Below are 16,956 nucleotides of genomic sequence, written 5' to 3' on the forward strand. Positions count from 1 at the left end.
GGGCCAAAATATGCAACCCGGTGTTACATGGGCGCGTCCGGTGGGGCCCCCCCGGGCCCCCCCCCCGCGGTGGGGCCCGCGCCGCCGCGCGTCGGCAGGGCCCTCACGGTTGTAGCTGGTGTCGCTCCTACGCGTCCTGCGGCGTGCCGCTGCCCAGCAGCGCCGACGCGTTCTCCATCGGAGACAGGACGTGCACGGGCACGGCCTCGGGAAGGCCGTGGCAGGTGAAGCCGAGCCGGGTCATGGCCCGGATGACCTCGCCGCTGTTGAAGTCGCGCGGATCCTGCCGGGTGATGACCTGCCCCACCTGCTTGACGGGGTAGCGGCGCCGCCCGATGGTCACGGACTCACCCGTGACCAGCTCGGGCTTGATGCCCTTCATCGTCTCCAGGACTCCCAGCTTGGTGAGATCGAAGGGATACCGGGCGATGACACAACGCATGTTGCCTCACAGAGAGAAGGAGAAGCCGTCCGAACAGGCCACCGAAGAGGCCGAGTTGATACCTAGGCCGCGGGCCCGAAGGACGAGCGTCGCTGTCCCCGGCCGCTTCCGCCGGAACCACCGTTGCCGCCGCTGCGGCGGGCCGTGCCGCCGCCGGTCCGGCCCTCGGCGGCGGGACGGCCACGACGGCCGCGCGACGACGAGGAGGGGCCGCGGCGGGCGCGCTCGCGCTGCTCCACGACCGGGGCGGTGATGACGACCGGGACGCCGGAGGGGGCCTGGGCGCCGGTGATCCGGGTCAGCTCCTCCTCGCCCGACCGCACCGAGGTGACCTCGGCGGTGACGCCGGCCATGGTCATCAGGCGGGTGAAGTCACGGCGCTGGTCGGGGGTGACCAGCGTCACGACACTGCCGGACTCGCCCGCACGGGCCGTACGGCCGCCGCGGTGCAGATAGTCCTTGGGGTCGGTGGGCGGGTCGACGTTGACGACCAGGTCGAGGTTGTCGACGTGGATGCCGCGCGCCGCGACGTTGGTCGCCACCAGCGCCGTCACATGCCCGTCCTTGAACTGGGCGAGGGTGCGGGTGCGCTGCGGCTGGGACTTGCCGCCGTGCAGCCCGGCCGCCCGGACGCCGTTGTTCAGCAGGTGCTTGACCAGCTTGTCCACCGCGTGCTTGGTGTCCAGGAACATGATGACCCGGCCGTCGCGCGCCGCGATCTCGGTGGTCGCCCGCTGCTTGTCCGTGCCGTGGACGTGCAGGACGTGGTGCTCCATCGTGGTGACCGCGCCCGCGGACGGGTCGACGGAGTGGACGACGGGGTCGGTCAGGTAACGGCGGACCAGAAGGTCCACGTTGCGGTCCAGGGTGGCCGAGAACAGCATCCGCTGGCCGCCCGTCTGCACCTGGTCCAGCAGGCCGGTGACCTGCGGCATGAAGCCCATGTCGGCCATCTGGTCGGCCTCGTCGAGGACGGTGATGGTGACGTTGTCGAGGCGGCAGTCGCCGCGGTCGATCAGGTCCTTGAGGCGTCCCGGCGTCGCGACCACGACCTCCGCGCCGCCGCGCAGCGCCCCGGCCTGACGGCCGATCGACATACCGCCGACAACGGTGGTCATCCGCACGCTGACGGCGCGGGCGTACGGGGTGAGTGCGTCCGTGACCTGCTGGGCCAGCTCGCGGGTCGGGACGAGGACGAGCGCGAGCGGCTGACGCGGCTCGGCCCGGCGGCCCGCCGTACGGGCCAGCATCGCCAGGCCGAAGGCAAGAGTCTTGCCGGAGCCGGTACGGCCGCGGCCGAGAACGTCGCGCCCGGCAAGGGAGTTGGGGAGGGTCGTCGCCTGGATCGGGAACGGGACGGTGACGCCCTCGTGGCCGAGCGCGGCCAACAGCTTGGCGGGCATGTCGAGTTCGGCGAACGACTCCACGGCGGGCAGGCCCGGGGTCACCGTCTTCGGCAGTGCGAACTCGCCCTGCAGCGCGACCGGTCGGCCGCCGCCGCCCTTGGAGCGGCGCGGAGCGCTGGAACGGTTGCCGGACGGGGCCGCCGAGCGGTAGCCGCCGCTCTTTCCGGATTCCGGATTTCCACTGCGCTTTCGCGAGAAGCGGTCATTCGTACGTGCGCGGTTCAATGTGGAACCTTCCTTGATATGGCACGTATCAAGGAATTCCCGCGGTAATTGAACGGCGCAGAGAATCGCAAGAACGAGCCGGTGGCTTCGACGGAATATCGCCGAAGCATGGAAAATGCAGCGAGCTGGGGCCCGCACCCCAAGGTGCGGGCCCCAGCTGCGAAGTTAACGTCGGTGTTACGCAGGGACGATGTTCTCGGCCGTCGGGCCCTTCTGGCCCTGCGCGATGTCGAAGGTCACCTTCTGACCCTCCTGCAGCTCGCGGAAGCCCTGGGCGGCGATGTTCGAGTAGTGGGCGAAGACGTCAGCGCCGCCACCGTCCTGCTCGATGAAGCCGAAACCCTTTTCCGCGTTGAACCACTTCACGGTGCCACTGGCCATTTTGTTCTCCTTCGGGGCGGTCAGCGGAGTCCGCACTGTGCGGGCTCCGTGTCGCCGTGATGATCACCCCGCCGGAAGAAAAACCGGACACACAAAAAAATGCTCCACCGCCTCGGAGGGCGGTGCGGGCATCTGAAGGGTTTGGCAACCACAACTGCAACTGAGATCAATAGTAGCACGGTGCGATCGTGACTGTGCGGCCGTGAATTCCGTTTCTCATGCCGCGAACATAGATATTCGATCGCCCGCCGGGCTATGCGAGGCCGTCGACCCAGTCGCGCACGGCCCTGCCCGTGGTCGGCGCGTCCTCTTCGAGCACGCTGAGATGAGTGCCGGGGGCATCCGCCGTGTCCCGCACCCCGGGCCAGGACGACCGCCACTCCGGCGGCATGTCCGGCAGGGGTGCGGAGGCCCGGACCAACAGGCTTGGCACCTGCGTGGGTTCGGGCTGCCAGCCACGGAACATCCGCGTGTACGCGCCCAGCGACAGCAGCGCCAGATCGTCCACGAGGGTGTCGAATCTCTCGCCGGCCGCCAGCGGAATCCGGGCCGGCAGGGACAGCAGCCACGGCTCCGCCTCCCGGTCAGGGGTGACGTGGTACGAGTCGATCAGCACGAGTCCGGCCGGGGGAGCGCCGAGGCCCGCCAGGTGCGTGCTGAGCGCGTGGGCGGCCGATCCCCCCATGGAATGGCCGACCACTACATAGGGGCGATCGCCGAGCTGGTGCCGCACGGTCGCTGCGTGCGACGCGGTCAGCGTCTCCAGGTCCCGCGGCACCGCGTCTCCGTGATCGACCCCGGAGTGCCGCAGCTCGAACACATCCCGCTCACCCTCGAAACAGGCGGCGAGCCCGGCGTACCAGGGCCGGCCCAGGTTGGACGCGAAGCCGGGAACACAGACCAGGGCCGGCCCCCGGGTGCCCGCGGCGAGCCGCAGCGGCGGCAGCGCGTGCCGGGCGGCCTCCTCGGGGCCGAAGGCGGTCGCGCCGATGGACGCGGTCACCAGCAGATGCATGGCAGATACGACATCTCCCGTCTCGCACACCTGCCGGTACAGGGCAGGCAGCGACTGTCCGGCTCCGCGTCCGCGTCCACCGGACCGTGCCGGTGCCGGGACGCTCGCGGCGGTGGGTTCGTCGGGCAAGCTGCTGTGCAGCTCGCCGTACAGGTGCTCGGCGAGCTGGTCGGTGTCCGGCCAGTCGTAGGCCACGGTGACCGCCAGCGGTGTACCGGTCAGCAGACTCAGCCGGTTGCAGAGCATGACCCGCATCAGGGAGTCGAGGCCCAGTTCCGCGAAGTCCCGGTCCACGGCGTCGACTTCGGTGTGTCCGAGGACGGCGGCGACCTCGGTGCGGACGAGTGACCGCAGGGCGGGCAACCGCTCGGGCGGGGTCAGGACCGCGAGTCGGTTCCGCCAGGATCCGGCGCTGTCGTCCGGCACCCCGCCGCCCGTGTTCGCGACGGAGGCCGAGGGCCGGTCCGTGCGCAACAGCCCGCGCAACGGTGGCGGGACGGCGGCCCCGGCCGGGAGCGCCTTGGGTGAACGGTCCAACGGCAGTGGCGCCAGGACCGGTTCGGCGCTGCCGAGCGCGGCGTCGAAGAGCGCGAACGCCTGCTCAGGAGAGACCGCGCGCACCGTCCCGCCGTGCACCCGGCCGCTGCGGGCCGCCATGCCCTCCTCGTCCGCCCACGCGCCCCAGACCAACGACAGTGCGGGCAGGCCCAGTTCGGAGCGATGGCGCGCGAGCGCATCCAGGAAGGAGTTCGCCGCCGCGTAGTTGGCCTGCCCCGGGTTGCCCAGCAGCCCGGCCGCCGACGAGAACAGCACGAACCGCGCCAACGGCAGGTCCTTCGTCGACTCGTGCAACTGCCAGGCGGCGTCGACCTTCGGCCGCAGCACCGCCGCCAGCCGCTCAGGCGTCATGGACGCCAGAACGCCGTCGTTCAGCACCCCGGCCGCGTGCACCACGGCGGTCAGGTCGGGCCCGAACGCCTTGAGTACGGCGGCGAGTTGGTCCCGCTCGGTGATGTCGCAGGCCACGAGATCGACCTGCGCGCCCGCTTGTCGCAATGCCTCACGCAATTCCGGTGCGCCTGGCGCCTGTTCACCGCGCCGACTGAGGAGCACGAGCCGTCGCACCCCGTGCCGTTCGACGAGATGCCGGGCCAGCATCGCCCCGAGGGACCCGGTGCCGCCGGTGATCAGGACGGTGCCCCCGGCGAGCGAGCCCGCGTCCTCGGAAGGGGGCGCGATCGCCAGTCGGGGCACGCTCAACACGCCGTCACGTACGGCGATTTGGGGCTCGCCCGTGGCGAGGGCGGCGGGCAGCTGTCGTAGCGACTCAGGGTGGTCGTCCACATCCACGAGGGTGAGGCGCCCGGGGTACTCGGCTTGTGCGGTTCGCAGCAGGCCCCAGACCGTGGCGGCGGGCAGGTCGGGCGAGGGCGCGGCGGCGCCGCGCGTGACCACGGCCAGGCGTTCGGAACCGGCGAGGTGCGTTTGCAGCAACTGCATCGCCCGTACGGTGAGTTGGTGCGCTTCGGCGACTGGGTCCTCACTGTCGGGAGCGGCCAAGGAGGCGACGGTCGCCACCGGTGTCTTCTCATCGTCGGCGGAGGTGAGGAACGCGGCCAGGTCCAGGTCGTCGGTCTGCGACACCGCCACGGTGGGCACCTCACCGGTAGCCGGCACGTTTGTCCACCGCAGCCGGTACAGCTCCCCGGCCGAGGCGGGACCGATGTCCGGTGCCGGTCGGGTCGTCATCGACTCCAGGCGGGCCACGGGCGCGCCGGTCGGTGTCGCGAGATCGAGGGTGATCGTGTCCGGGCCGGGCCTCGTCATCCGGACGCGCAGTGCTGTCGCGCCCGTGGCGTGCACGGTCAGACCCCGCCAGGCGAACGGCAGCCGGGCCGGACCGGTGCGCGGTTCTGCGAGCAGACCGGGGTGCAGGGCGGCGTCCAGCAGGGCCGGGTGGAGGACATGGCGCCGGGCGTCCGCGACGGGCAACGGGCCGACCTCGGCGAAGAGTTCCTCGTCCCGCCGCCACAACGCGGTGACGCCTTGGAACGCCGGACCGTACGACAGCCCTGCTGCGGCCACCCGGTCGTAGGCCTCGGAGAGGTCCAGCCGTATGGCACCCGTCGGCGGCCATACGGTGAGCGGGACCGCGTCGTCCAAGGCACCGGGCACGGCGGGGCCGAGTCGGCCGGTCGCGTGCTGTGTCCAGGCGCCGAGCGCGCCGGACTCCTCGGGCCGTGCGTACACGTCCGCCGCGCGGCGCCCGGTGTCGTCCGGCTCGCCCAGCACCACCTGGACCTGGATGCCCTCTTCGTCGTCATCGGGCAGGAACAGCGGGTTCAGCAGGGCGAGTTCCTCCAGTACGGCCAGCCCGCACAGGTCGCCCGCGTGCAGCACGAGGTCGGCGAAGGCCGCACCCGGTACGAGCGGGTGTCCGCCCACGACGTGGTCCCGCAACCACGGCTGGGCCGCACCGGACAACCGGCCGCCGCACAGCAGCCGTTCCGTACCAGGCACCGTGACCGCCTGTGTCACCAGCGGGTGCCCGGAGGCGGCGGACCCGTTGCTCCCGGTGTCGGGCAGCCAGTAGCGCTGCCGCTGGAAGGGATAGGTCGGCAGGGCGTCGACCCGCCGGGCACCGCTGCCCGCGTAGACCCGGCGCCAGTCCAATCGCGCGCCGTGCACGTGGAGTTGACCGAGCGCGTCGTACAGCGTCCGCGACTCGGCGCTGTTCCTCCGGGCCGTCGCGGCGAAGAGGAGCTCCTTACCGGCCCCGGCGGCCTGGGCGCTGAGGTGGGCGTCCGGGCCGACCTCGGTGAACGCGGTCACCCGCCCGCCGTGCGCCAGCCAGTGGACGGCGTCCCCGAACCGCACGGCCTCACGGGCGTGCCGTATCCAGTAGGCGGCCGACCGCAGCTCCTCCCCGGTGGCCGGAAGCCCGGTCAGGCCCGACAGCACCGGGATGCTGGGGGCGTCGTACGTCAACTCACCCGCGATACGGCCGAATTCGGCGAGCATCGGCTCCATCAGTGGGGAGTGGAAGGCGTGGCTGACCCGTAGCCGGACGGTGCGACGGCCTCGTACGGCGAAGCGTTCCGAGAGTGCGAGGACCGGCTCCTGCGCGCCGGAGACGACGACCGCGCGCGGGCCGTTCACGGCCGCGATCGCGACCCCCTCGGTCAACTCGGCCGTCACCTCCGCCTCGGTGGCGTCGAGCGCCACCATGGCGCCGCCCTCCGGCAGTTCCCGCATCAACCTCCCACGTGCGGCGACCAGTTCGACGGCATCCGCCTCGGACAGCACGCCCGCGCAGTGCGCCGCCGCCAGTTCGCCGACCGAGTGCCCGGCCAGGAAGTCCGGCCGTACACCCCAGGAGGTGAGCAGCCGGAAGGCGGACACCTCGTAGGTGAACAGGGCGGCCTGGGTGAAGTCCGTGCGGTCCAGCAGGGCGCTCTTGTCCGCGTCCCAGAGGACTGAGCGCAGCGGATACTCCAGGTGGGCGTCGAAGCGTGCGCACAGAGCGTCGAAAGCGGTCGCGAACACCGGGAAGGACTCGTGCAACTCCCTTCCCATACCGGTGCGTTGGGCGCCCTGGCCGGTGAACAACATGGCCAGGCGGGCGGCGGTATGGGAGGGAACGGACTCCGTCAGGGCGTCCAGTGCGGTCAGGGTCGCCGCCCGGTCGCTGGTGGTGACGGCCGCTCGGTGGAGGAGTCCGGAACGGCTGATGGCGTGGGTGAACGCCACGTCCAGCAGAGGGAGTTCGGGGTGTTCGCGGAGGAAGGCCGCGGTGCGTGCGGCCTGTGCCCGGAGGGCGGACGGGGTGGCGGCCGAGAGGAGCAACGGGGGTGCCACTGTGTTGCGCGGGGATGGTGGAGTGTCTGCGTCAGCCTCCTCCAGGATCACGTGCGCGTTGGTCCCGCCGATGCCGAACGCGGAGATCGCCGCCCGCCTCGGCCGGCCGGGCTCGGGCCGCCACTCTTCTTCCTGGGACAGCAGCCGTACCGTGCCCGACGACCAGTCCACGTGCGGGGACGGCTCGTCGGCGTGCAGGGTGCGGGGGAGTCGGTCGTGGTGCATCGCCAGCACCGTCCTGATGACACCGGCGACCCCGGCCGCAGCCTGGGTGTGTCCGAGGTTGGACTTCAACGAGCCGAGCCACAGCGGGCGTTGGGCGGGACGGTCCCGGCCGTAGGTGGCGAGGAGCGCGTGTGCCTCGATCGGGTCGCCGAGCGCGGTGCCCGTGCCGTGTGCCTCCACGGTGTCGATGTCGGCCGGGGACAGTCCCGCGTCGGCCAGCGCCGCGTGGATCACCCGTTGCTGTGCGGGGCCGTTGGGGGCGGTGAGGCCGTTGGACGCGCCGTCGGAGTTGACGGCCGAGCCGCGCAGCACGGCCAGTACTGGATGTCCGTTGCGGCGCGCGTCCGAGAGCCGTTCCAGCAGGACCAGGCCGACACCCTCGCCCCACGCGGTACCGTCGGCCGCCGCGGAGAAGGGCTTGCAGCGGCCGTCCGGAGCCAGCCCGCGCAGTCTGCTGAACGCGATGAACGGGCCGGGCGACGACATGACCGTGACGCCGCCGGCCAGCGCGAGAGAGCACTCCCCGTCGCGCAGGGATCGTACGGCCGAGTGCATCGCGACCAGCGACGACGAGCACGCGGTGTCCACGGTCACGGCGGGGCCGCGCAGCCCCAGCGTGTAGGCGATACGGCCGGAGGCCACGCTGCCGGCCGAGCCGAGGGCCAGATGCGCCTCCAACTCGTGCCCGCCGTGGTGAAGTCGGCTCGCGTAGGTGGCGTGCATGACGCCCACGAAGACACCGGTGTCGCTGTCGCGCAGCCCGGCCGGGTCCAGCCCCGCCCGCTCCAGCAGCTCCCAACTCGTCTCCAGGAGCAGCCGTTGCTGGGGGTCGGTGGCAAGGGCCTCGCGGGGTGACATGGCGAAGAAGGCCGCGTCGAAGTCGGCCGCGTCGTGCAGGAAACCGCCCCGCCGGGTGACCGATTTACCCAGGTGGTCGGGGTCCGGGTCGTACAGGTCGGCCACGTTCCAGCCGCGGTCGGCGGGGAAGTCGGAGGTCGCGTCGGTGCCGTCGGCGAGCAGCCGCCACAGGTCCTCCGGGGACTCCACCCCGCCCGGATAGCGGCAGGCCATGGCGACGACGGCGATGGGCTCCCCGGGGTCGCCCGCGGAAGTACGCGCGGGCCCCGGGCCGCTCTCGCCGTGCAGCGCGGCGCGCACCAGATCCGCCACGGCGGTGGGCGTGGGGTGGTCGAAGACCAGCGTCGCGGGCAGCGCGAGCCCGGTCGCCGTGCCCAGCCGGTCGCGCAGCAGGACGGCACCGAGCGAGGCCAACCCCTGGGCGCTGAACGGTACTTCGGGGTCCAGCTCCGGTACGGGGACGTCGAGGGTCCGTGCCGTCACGTCGAGGACCAGGTCGAGCACGGCGTCGGACGCGGTGGCGAGCCGCTCGCGCAGCGCGGCCGAGGCGGCCGTACGTTCCGCGGCGAGGCGCTGAGGCAACTCCTCGACGAGCACGGCGCGGGCGGTCTTCCCGGACGCGGTACGGGGAAGGGACTCGGTCGGATAGATCTCGTCCGGCACCTTGAACCCGGACAACCGCTCCCGGCAGGCGGCGAGCGCCCGCTCCGTGTCGACCCCGTCCGGGCCGGGCACGACGAAGGCCACCGGCACCTCGCCCAGCACGTCGTGCCGTCGGCCGACGACCGCGGCGTCGACGATGTCGGGGCGGGCCAGTAACACCCGTTCCACCTCGGACGGGTTGATGTTCACACCGCCTCGGATGATGAGTTCCTTGACCCTGCCGGTGACATGGAGGTGGCCGTTCGTGTCGCGCCGGCCGAGGTCCCCGGTGCGGTACCAGCCGTCGGTGAACGCCTCCGCTGTCGCGTCCGGCCGGTTGTGATAGCCGGCCATCAGCCCGGGACCGCGCACCCAGATCTCACCCTCGTCCCCGTCGCTGGCCTCGGTACCGGCGGACGGATCGGTGATCCGGACGTCCAGCACCAGCAGCGGGAAACCGCGCGAGTGGTCGTCACGCGGGCTGTCCAGCCGCTCGATCGCGATCTTCCCGCAGGTCTCCGTGGAGCCGTACCCGTCGAGCAGGGGAGCGCCCAGGACCCGTTCGGCCTCGGCCCTCAACTCCGGGGAACAGGGTGCCCCTCCGCTGACACACACCCGCAGCGACGCGGGCACCGGACGTGCCGTCTCGCGCAGTGACTCCAGCAGCAGACGGTAGGTGGCGGGCACCCCGCCGAGGACGGTGAACGGCTCGGCGGCGAGCGCCTCGGCGAGGTTCGCGCCCGGTCCGAGGACGCGTGCCGTCGCACCGACGGAGACGACAGCCAGCAGGCACACGGAGTGGCCGAGGGCGTGGAACATCGGCAACGGCCAGAGGAGCAGGTCCTGTTGTTCCAGCTCGTACGCCGGGACGTAGGCCTTCTCCACCGACCACAGGGCGGAACGCTGCGTCGAGACCACGCCCTTGCTCTGGCCGGTGGTGCCCGACGTGTAGTGGATCCAGGCCGGCTCGTCGAGCCCGAGGTCGTCACGGGCGGCCGTACCCGAATCCGTTCGGGCCAGGTCCTCGAAGTCGAGGGCGCCGTCGGTCGGTTCGTCCCGTCCGACGGCGATCACCCGTCGTACGGCGCCCAGTTGGGCGTCCGGCGCCTCCGTCACGATCGCGACGGCGCCGCTGTCGTCGAGGAAGTACGCCAACTCCTCCTCCGAAGCGGCCGAGTTGAGCAGCACGCCGATCGCCCCGGCACGCAGCACACCGAGCCAGGCCTCGACCAGCTCCACCCGGTTGCCCAGATGGATCGCGACCCGGTCCCCACGCCCCACCCCGAGCCGTACCAGATGGCCCGCCAGCCGGGCCGTGCGCCGCTCCAACTCCCGGTAGGTGACGGCACGTCGGTCGTCCAGATAGGCGGGTTTGTCCCCGATCCGGTCCGAGTGCTCCCGCAGAATGCCGGGCAGCGTGCGCGTCAACTCGTCGCCGGAAACGGCCATTTCAACCCCAATGTTCACCAACCCCGAGTGGCAACCGTACGACAGGCGCCCTTCGGAACCCGGGATCGGGCAGGATCTACGGCATGGCGATCTGCGACTACTACTCCGCCGCGAGCGACGAGTCCGCCGTCGGTGTCCTCGACGCACCGGGCGGACCGGATCCGTCGGTCTTCGACGTGCTCTCCCTGAAGGGCATCGACCCGGTGGTCGTCATGGCGCGGCTCGAAGGCCTCCTCACGGACTGCGCCTACGACGAGGCACGGGCCCGCCCGCGCTCCGGGCAACTGCTCTCCAACCCCGAGGCGGAAACCGCCTTCGTCATCAGCGTCTCCGACACGCTCCGGGACGCGCTGGCCTCGGCAACGGATGACCAACTGGGCCTGGTGGCAGGGTCGTTCGCGGCCGTGGAGGAAGTGGGTCTGCCGCCCGCCGACGCGCTGGAACTGCTCCGGCTGCTGTCCGGGCTGGCCCGGCGGGCCGTGGCGGGGAACCGGAGGCTGTACTGCTGGTGGGCCCTCTGATCACTCCAGTACGTCGGGCTCCTGCTCCACCACGAGGTCGGCCAGGAGATTGAAGTTGTGCCGCGCCATGTTGGCGTCGCTGAACTGCCGGTGCGCCAGGGGCACGACGGACCGTCCGACCGTCAGCAGGCCGTGGTGCCGGAGAATGGCCGCCCTCCGGTCGCCGAGCCGGACGGCGATCCGCTCGCCCTCGGACTTCTCAAGGACCAGACCCTTGTACTCGTCGACCAGGACATGGTCGTCGCAGAAGGCGCAGGACTCCTGCACGATCGGGTCCAGGGGCTTGTCCAGGCCAAGACCGCGCGCCATGTCGGCGAGGAATGGCTGCATGTCGTGTCGGGGGTGATCGCCATTAGGCGAACACCCGCAGCCGCAGCATTCACCTCGTGGGGTACGGCACCGACAATGCGACGGAGTTGATCTCGCTCATCGCTGGCTGCCGCGGGGAATCGGAATCACGCTCGCCCGGGCAGTCGGGGCCGCATTCGACGTCCTGCGAAGAGAAGGCATCGCCAAACTCTCCGCGAGGGCGGTGGCCGCCGAACTCGGCGTCAGGGTGACACGGTCATGTTGCACATCCGCACCAAGGACCGGCTGCTCGGCCTGATGGCGGAGTCCATCGTGGGTGAGGCCGACGTGACGTCGAGCTACAGGGGCAGCACCGCGTCGCCGTACTTCGCGACCAGGTCGTCGGACGCGGAGTCCGAGCGACCTGTCCCGGCGACCTGGTCGCCGCGTTCGAGAGCGGCTTCCGCCCACTCCAGGCCGAATCCCTTCGAGGCTCCGGTGAGGAACCACGTCTTCGGCATGATCTCCCTGGCTCACTCTCTTGTTCACTGACCAACGGAAGTGAGACCAGTGAACTTGGTCGGTGACCAAGATGTCAACCTGCGGCAAGCTGGATACGACGGAGCGCCATCGGGATCTCTTCCCCGGTGTGTACACCTGGGTCTCAGACCTGTGTGACGTCGAAAACGGCAGTGCCATCGACGATATTCACCACTACTGGGCGGACGACGGAGGGATCGTCAGCTTCGGCCGGGCCAAGGCGGCCGGTGTCGAGGCGCTGCGGAAGCACTTCGAAGTCTTTCCCGAGCTGTACGAGAAGGTGGAGGTCCGTGAGCCGTTCCACACGTACCTGGAAGCGGGGGACAGGGGCGCCATCGAGCACGACATCCTGATCCGTACGGGAGACCGCGACCGCGCCGTCATCGCCCGGGAGGCCGGGCGGGAGGAGTTCCGGGTGACGTCGATCTTCACCGTCCTCGACGGCAGGATCACGGAAATGCGGGAGGCCGCCGCCGTCAAGGCGGGAGACGACTGACCGTCACTCGGAGGTCGCCGGTGCTGTGCGGCGCAGGGGTGCCGACTTCCACGACCGCCTGCGCCTGGGGTAGCCGCGGCAGATGCTCGCACATCCGCCGGTCCTCGGGGAATTCCATGAGACGGCAGGGGTGCTTCTCGTGAGAGGCTGCACGGCATGGGGGCAGCGGCGGACGATCAGGCGGCCAGGGAATTCCTGGCCGGGATCCACGTGGGGGACATCTGTAGCGGGACCGTCGTGGAGGTCACGCGGTCTCGGGGGGTGGTGGTCACCCTGGACGGGTTCTCCGCGCGCCCGCTGGGCGTCGTCTGGCCGGCGGACGTCTCTTGGCGCTGGAGGACGGCTGTGGCCGTGGAGGTCGGCCGACGGATCACCGCGGAAGTGGTGGCGGTCGATCCCGACGAGGGGCGAGTGCGGCTGGCGATGACCGCTACCGAGAACCCGGAACTCTGGGCGTTCCTGACCTCGCGTCGCCCCGGTGAGATTCTGTCCGGGACGGTCGCCGCGATCGAGCGGTTCGGTGTGTTCGTGGCGCTGGACGACGGCCCCGACCATCCGGTCTTTCCCGGCGTCGGGTTCATCACGATCCCCGAACTGTCATGGCGTCACATCCAGGCCGGTTCGGACGTCGTGCGGATCGGACAGCACGTCTCGGGCGAGTTCCTCTACTTCGACGACTGGCACGGAGAGGCGCGGCTGTCCTTGAGGGCGATGCAGCCGGACCCCTTCGCGGTGTTCGCCGAAGGGGTCGCGGTGGGTCGCACATTGCGGGGACAGGTCACCAAGGTGGTCCCGATCGGCGTCTTCGTCCGGGTCGCCGAAGGCATTGAAGGACTGGTCCATATAGGGGAGTTCACCGGGATCCCCGTGGAGCCGGCCCAGCGCATCCCTCAAGTGGGCGACGAACTCAAGGTCGTCGTCACCGAAATCGACCGGGAGCGGCGCAGGGTGGCACTGTCGCCGGCGCGCTGACCGTGAACTCCCTTACGACGCCGATCGGTTCACCCTGAGCCGGGTGCCGCGATCCGCCCCGCCCGCCACCTCGCGGACACGGATCACGCCACCCGCCTCGGTCGCAGCCCTAGGACTTGACCGGTCGCCCCCGACCCCACGCCCAGGCGAGGCGGTCCGCGCCGGACTGGTTGGTCGTGGCCAGCCAGGGGCGGGCCGCGTCGCCGATGAGCTTCTGGATCGAGTACGTGTCGTCGGTGCGCAGGCCGGGCCAGTAGACGGAGCCCATGCCGAGCTTGCGGAAGGTGTCGGTGTCGGCCTGGATGAAGTTGATCGAATTGTCGTCGGGGGTGGGCACGTTGTAGTTCAGGCCCGTGGTCATCGGGGCACCGAACTCGTCGGCCACCGTACGGTTCGCGCAGTCGCCGAGGCGTACCTTGAGGTCGCTCACCCACTGGTCGTAGGTGGCGTAGCTCTTCCAGAAGCCGTAGTGGTGCAGGGAGAGGTAAGTGCCCTTCAGTCGCGGGTCGGCGCAGACCGTGGTGACGTGGTCGTTGTAGCCGGCGCCGCTCACGAACACCCGGTTGCGGGGCACATGGGAGTAGGTGTCGAGCCACTTGGCGGCGAGGTCGGCCCACTCGGCGTCGGTGTAGCCGTGGGGCTCGTTCATCGGCTCGAAGTAGACGCGCTGGTTGTGCTGGTAGGCCTTTACCACGGTGTCCCACATGGGCCAGTAGGTGGCGGGGTCGTCGATGAAGCCGTCCTTGTTGGCGCCCGTCCCCTCCCAGTACGACACGATGACCTTGAAGCCCTGCGCCGTCGCCGCGTCGATGACACCGCGGTACGACTTCCAGTAACTGCCGTTCACCGTGTACGGGTTGATGGGCAGACGCACCGTGTTGGCGCCGAGGTTGGCGCGGAACGCGGCGATGACACGGGTCGCCTTCGTGTACGTCTGGGCGTAGGTGTCGGTGAGCGACAGGCCGGACAGGACGACCGGGTCGTCGGCGTAATTGTCGCGCGGGTCGGCCCAGTTGACGCCCTTGAACTGGGACGTGTTCGTGCTCGGCGCGGCGGAGGCGGGGCTGCCGGCCAGCGTGGTGCCGGTGACCGCGGCGATCGCGACGGCCACGAAGGTGGCCCGCAGACGGGTTCTGGCGGGGTTGGTGCGCATCGACTTGCCCTTTCAGGATTGGCGGCTCGGCGCAGGACGGGGCCTGCGCGCGGCTGAGCGGCCGTTGGAACAGGTACCGGGCGGGACGGGGTTGTCGGCTCGCCGTCTCCGGACCCGGTGGGCTCGGCGTGAGTGAGTGGAGGGGGATGTTTACGCAAACATGGCGGCGCCGGAATCGTGGCATCCGGCACCGCCGTCGTCAAGGTTTCCCGCACGTAACGTCGTTGGCGTCCTGGGAGGGCGCTACGGTTTGATGCCCACTCCGGTCCACAGGCTGACCTCTGCGTCCGTGGGCGGCTCCGCCGTGACGGCGTCCTCGTCGGAGGCGTCGGGGCGCCAGCGGTGGCCGACCGCGATGCCGGGTTCGAGCAGGTCGAGCCCGGTGAAGAAGCGGGAGACGTCCTTCTGGGAGCGGAACTGCACCGGTGTCCCGGCGTTGGTGTAGATCGACGTCACCTTCTCCCAGGTGGCGGGGTCGAAGTCGGGTGTGCAGTGGCTGATGGCCAGGGCGCTGCCCGAAGGGAGGACCGACAGCAGGCGCTCCACGAGCCCGTACGGGTCCTGGGCGTCGGTGACGAAGTGCAGGAGTGCGTTGAGTGAGAGTGCGACCGGCTGGCCGAGGTCCAGCACCTCGGCCAACTCCGGGGCGTTGAGCAGCGTCTCGGGGTCGTTGACGTCCGCCTGCACATAGGTGGTGCGGCCCTGCCTGGTGCTGCGCATCAGCCGCTCGGCGTACTTGAGGACCAGCGGGTCGTTGTCGGCGTAGACCACCCGGGCCTCGGGGACCACGGACTGGGCGACCTGGTGCAGGTTCGGTTCGGTGGGGATGCCGGTGCCGATGTCGAGCCACTGCCGGATGCCGTGCTCGCGGGCCAGGACACGGGTGGCCCGGTGCATGAACGCACGGTTCTCGCGGGCGCAGACGAAGATGGCCGGGTAGGCGGCCGCGACCGTCTCGGCCGCCTGCTTGTCGACCTCGAAGTGGTCCTTGCCGCCCAGGTAGTAGTCGTACATGCGGGCGGAGTGCGGCCTGCTGGTGTCGATGTCCCGCGCGGCGTGGGGGTTGGTCATGCTGTCCCTCTCAAATGGTGTGCATCGGCGTCTCGGGCAGGTCGCAGCCGGGCCGGCTCCAGTTCCTCACGCCCGTGGTTCTGGTTCAGCCGGCCATCAGATGGTCGGCCAGGCCGCGCTTGACCCCGGCGACGAACGCGGCCATCTCCTGCGGCGTGTAGATCAGCGCGGGTCCGGCGGGGTCGGTCGACTGGCGCAACGCGACACGGCCGTCGGCGAGTTGCTTGGTCTCCACGCACTGACCGCCGTTGGGACCGCTCCAGGGGCATTCCCAGCCCTGCTCGCCGAGGTTCGACGCGGGCATCCCGTTGTAGACCGTGTTGTCGGTGGTGGTCATGAGTACTCCTTGCGCATGCGGTTCAAGAGCGCCTTGCTGTCCGCGGACGAGGTCAGCAGCGACATCCTGTTGTGCGCCTCCAGATGGGCCGCGACGTCGGATCGCTGGTCCAGATACATGGAGGCGGAGAGGATCTCGCTGTAGACGATGTCGGGCAGCTCCGGTTCCTCGAACCGGAAATAGGTGAAGGGTGCGCACGCCCCCACGTGGGCACCCGCCGAGAACGGGACGATGTCGACACTGACGTGGTCCAGTTCCGAGACCTCGAGGAGCCGGTCTATCTGGTCCCGCATGACCGCGGGACCGCCCACCACCCGGTGGAGCACGGCTTCTTCCAGCACCGCCCACAAGGTGGGCGAGTCCGGCCTCTCCAGCAGACTCTGGCGGCGCAGACGTAACTGCACCCGCCGTTCAAGGTCTTCGTCGTTGTCGTTCGGGAAGCCGCCGCTCAGTACGGCACGTGCGTAGTCGTACGTCTGGAGGAGTCCCGTGACGTAGTGGGGTTCATAGGTGCGCAGGGTCTTGGCGCCGGTCTCCAGGCTCACATAGGCGGTGAACCAGCCGGGCAGCACATCACGGAAGTCGTGCCACCAGCCGGGCCGGTTGGCGCGCTCGGCGAGGGCGACGAACTCCTCGATCTCCTGCCGGCCGGCGCCGTAGGTCTCCAGCAGCTTCTCGACGTAGAGCGGTTTGAGGCCGACCTCGGCCTTCTCCAGGCGGCGGATGGTCAGGGACGTCACCCGCAGGGCCCTGGCGGCGTCCTCCAGGGACACGCCCGCGTCCTGCCGCCGGTCCTGCAGCCGGCGGCCGAGGATCATGCGCAGGACCGTGGGTGCACCGGCGCCCGAACGAGCTTCGCTCACGCCCAACCTCCTGAGGGACTGTCACCGGCGTTAGTCTGACAGCGACTTGCTGATGCCGCCAGACAGAAATCGCCGTTCTGTAATTATCAGGGAGCCGGTTGCAGCTTGAACTGACCTATGGGCATAGTTACTTGTGTCAGTGATCTAGGCCCCCCGCCGGAACACCCCAATTCCGGCACGCCTGTTGCTGCTGACCCGCGTCTCCCGCCTGCGC

Annotated in this window: 12 protein-coding genes and 1 pseudogene; 3 read left to right on the top strand and 10 right to left on the bottom strand. The window is 70.4% G+C overall.

Annotated features, from left to right (window positions below):
* Nucleotides 1-127 precede the first annotated feature (127 nt).
* The 4 genes from ACFXC1_RS08380 to ACFXC1_RS08395 form a co-directional block, all read right to left on the bottom strand.
* Nucleotides 128-442 carry an SCO5918 family protein gene (locus ACFXC1_RS08380; protein ID WP_381240508.1) on the bottom strand — a complete coding sequence of 105 codons (315 nt, stop codon included), beginning with the start codon at nt 440-442 and terminating at the stop codon, nt 128-130.
* A 62-nt stretch (nt 443-504) separates the two neighbouring features.
* Nucleotides 505-2,073, bottom strand: coding sequence for a DEAD/DEAH box helicase (locus ACFXC1_RS08385; protein ID WP_381240511.1), 1,569 nt, complete (start codon nt 2,071-2,073; stop codon nt 505-507).
* A gap of 177 nt (nt 2,074-2,250) precedes the next feature.
* Entirely contained in the window at nt 2,251-2,454 is a 204-nt protein-coding gene (locus tag ACFXC1_RS08390; RefSeq protein ID WP_019056860.1) for a cold-shock protein, read from the bottom strand.
* 253 nt (nt 2,455-2,707) lie between these two features.
* Nucleotides 2,708-10,501, bottom strand: coding sequence for an SDR family NAD(P)-dependent oxidoreductase (locus tag ACFXC1_RS08395; RefSeq protein WP_381240516.1), 7,794 nt, complete (start codon nt 10,499-10,501; stop codon nt 2,708-2,710).
* 83 nt (nt 10,502-10,584) lie between these two features.
* Between ACFXC1_RS08395 and ACFXC1_RS08400 the strand changes: the two genes are divergently transcribed.
* Nucleotides 10,585-11,022, top strand: a complete 438-nt coding sequence (locus ACFXC1_RS08400; RefSeq protein WP_381240519.1) for a hypothetical protein — start codon at nt 10,585-10,587, stop codon at nt 11,020-11,022.
* On the opposite strand, the gene ACFXC1_RS08405 is transcribed toward ACFXC1_RS08400, so the two are convergent.
* Together ACFXC1_RS08405 and ACFXC1_RS08410 are read right to left on the bottom strand one after the other, a co-directional pair.
* Complete coding sequence (locus ACFXC1_RS08405; RefSeq protein WP_381240522.1) at nt 11,023-11,352, bottom strand: class II aldolase/adducin family protein; 330 nt, start codon at nt 11,350-11,352, stop codon at nt 11,023-11,025. It abuts the gene before it with no gap.
* Nucleotides 11,353-11,672: 320 nt separating this feature from the next.
* Nucleotides 11,673-11,831: pseudogene (locus tag ACFXC1_RS08410) on the bottom strand (short-chain dehydrogenase/reductase); the annotation flags it as partial.
* A 71-nt stretch (nt 11,832-11,902) separates the two neighbouring features.
* Here ACFXC1_RS08410 and ACFXC1_RS08415 point away from each other — a divergent pair.
* Both ACFXC1_RS08415 and ACFXC1_RS08420 read left to right on the top strand, forming a co-directional pair.
* Nucleotides 11,903-12,346 carry a nuclear transport factor 2 family protein gene (locus ACFXC1_RS08415; protein ID WP_381241128.1) on the top strand — a complete coding sequence of 148 codons (444 nt, stop codon included), beginning with the start codon at nt 11,903-11,905 and terminating at the stop codon, nt 12,344-12,346.
* A gap of 156 nt (nt 12,347-12,502) precedes the next feature.
* The gene (locus tag ACFXC1_RS08420) at nt 12,503-13,318 is read left to right on the top strand and encodes a S1 RNA-binding domain-containing protein (protein ID WP_381240525.1); all 816 of its coding nucleotides are present in this window, start codon (nt 12,503-12,505) and stop codon (nt 13,316-13,318) included.
* A 109-nt stretch (nt 13,319-13,427) separates the two neighbouring features.
* Here the strand turns inward: ACFXC1_RS08420 and ACFXC1_RS08425 are convergent, their stop codons facing one another.
* The 4 genes from ACFXC1_RS08425 to ACFXC1_RS08440 form a co-directional block, all read right to left on the bottom strand.
* A complete protein-coding gene (locus tag ACFXC1_RS08425) occupies nt 13,428-14,471 on the bottom strand; it encodes a glycoside hydrolase family 5 protein (protein ID WP_381240528.1) in 1,044 nt (347 codons plus the stop codon).
* A gap of 243 nt (nt 14,472-14,714) precedes the next feature.
* Nucleotides 14,715-15,542, bottom strand: a complete 828-nt coding sequence (locus tag ACFXC1_RS08430; protein ID WP_381240531.1) for an SAM-dependent methyltransferase — start codon at nt 15,540-15,542, stop codon at nt 14,715-14,717.
* Between the two features lie 85 nt (nt 15,543-15,627).
* Entirely contained in the window at nt 15,628-15,879 is a 252-nt protein-coding gene (locus ACFXC1_RS08435; RefSeq protein WP_093631185.1) for a DUF397 domain-containing protein, read from the bottom strand.
* A complete protein-coding gene (locus tag ACFXC1_RS08440) occupies nt 15,876-16,742 on the bottom strand; it encodes a helix-turn-helix domain-containing protein (RefSeq protein WP_381240534.1) in 867 nt (288 codons plus the stop codon). Before ACFXC1_RS08440 ends, ACFXC1_RS08435 begins: the two co-directional genes overlap by 4 nt.
* Nucleotides 16,743-16,956: the final 214 nt, after the last annotated feature.

The organism is Streptomyces hokutonensis (genome assembly GCF_042751305.1).
GTDB classification, from domain to species: Bacteria; Actinomycetota; Actinomycetes; order Streptomycetales; family Streptomycetaceae; genus Streptomyces; species Streptomyces hokutonensis_A.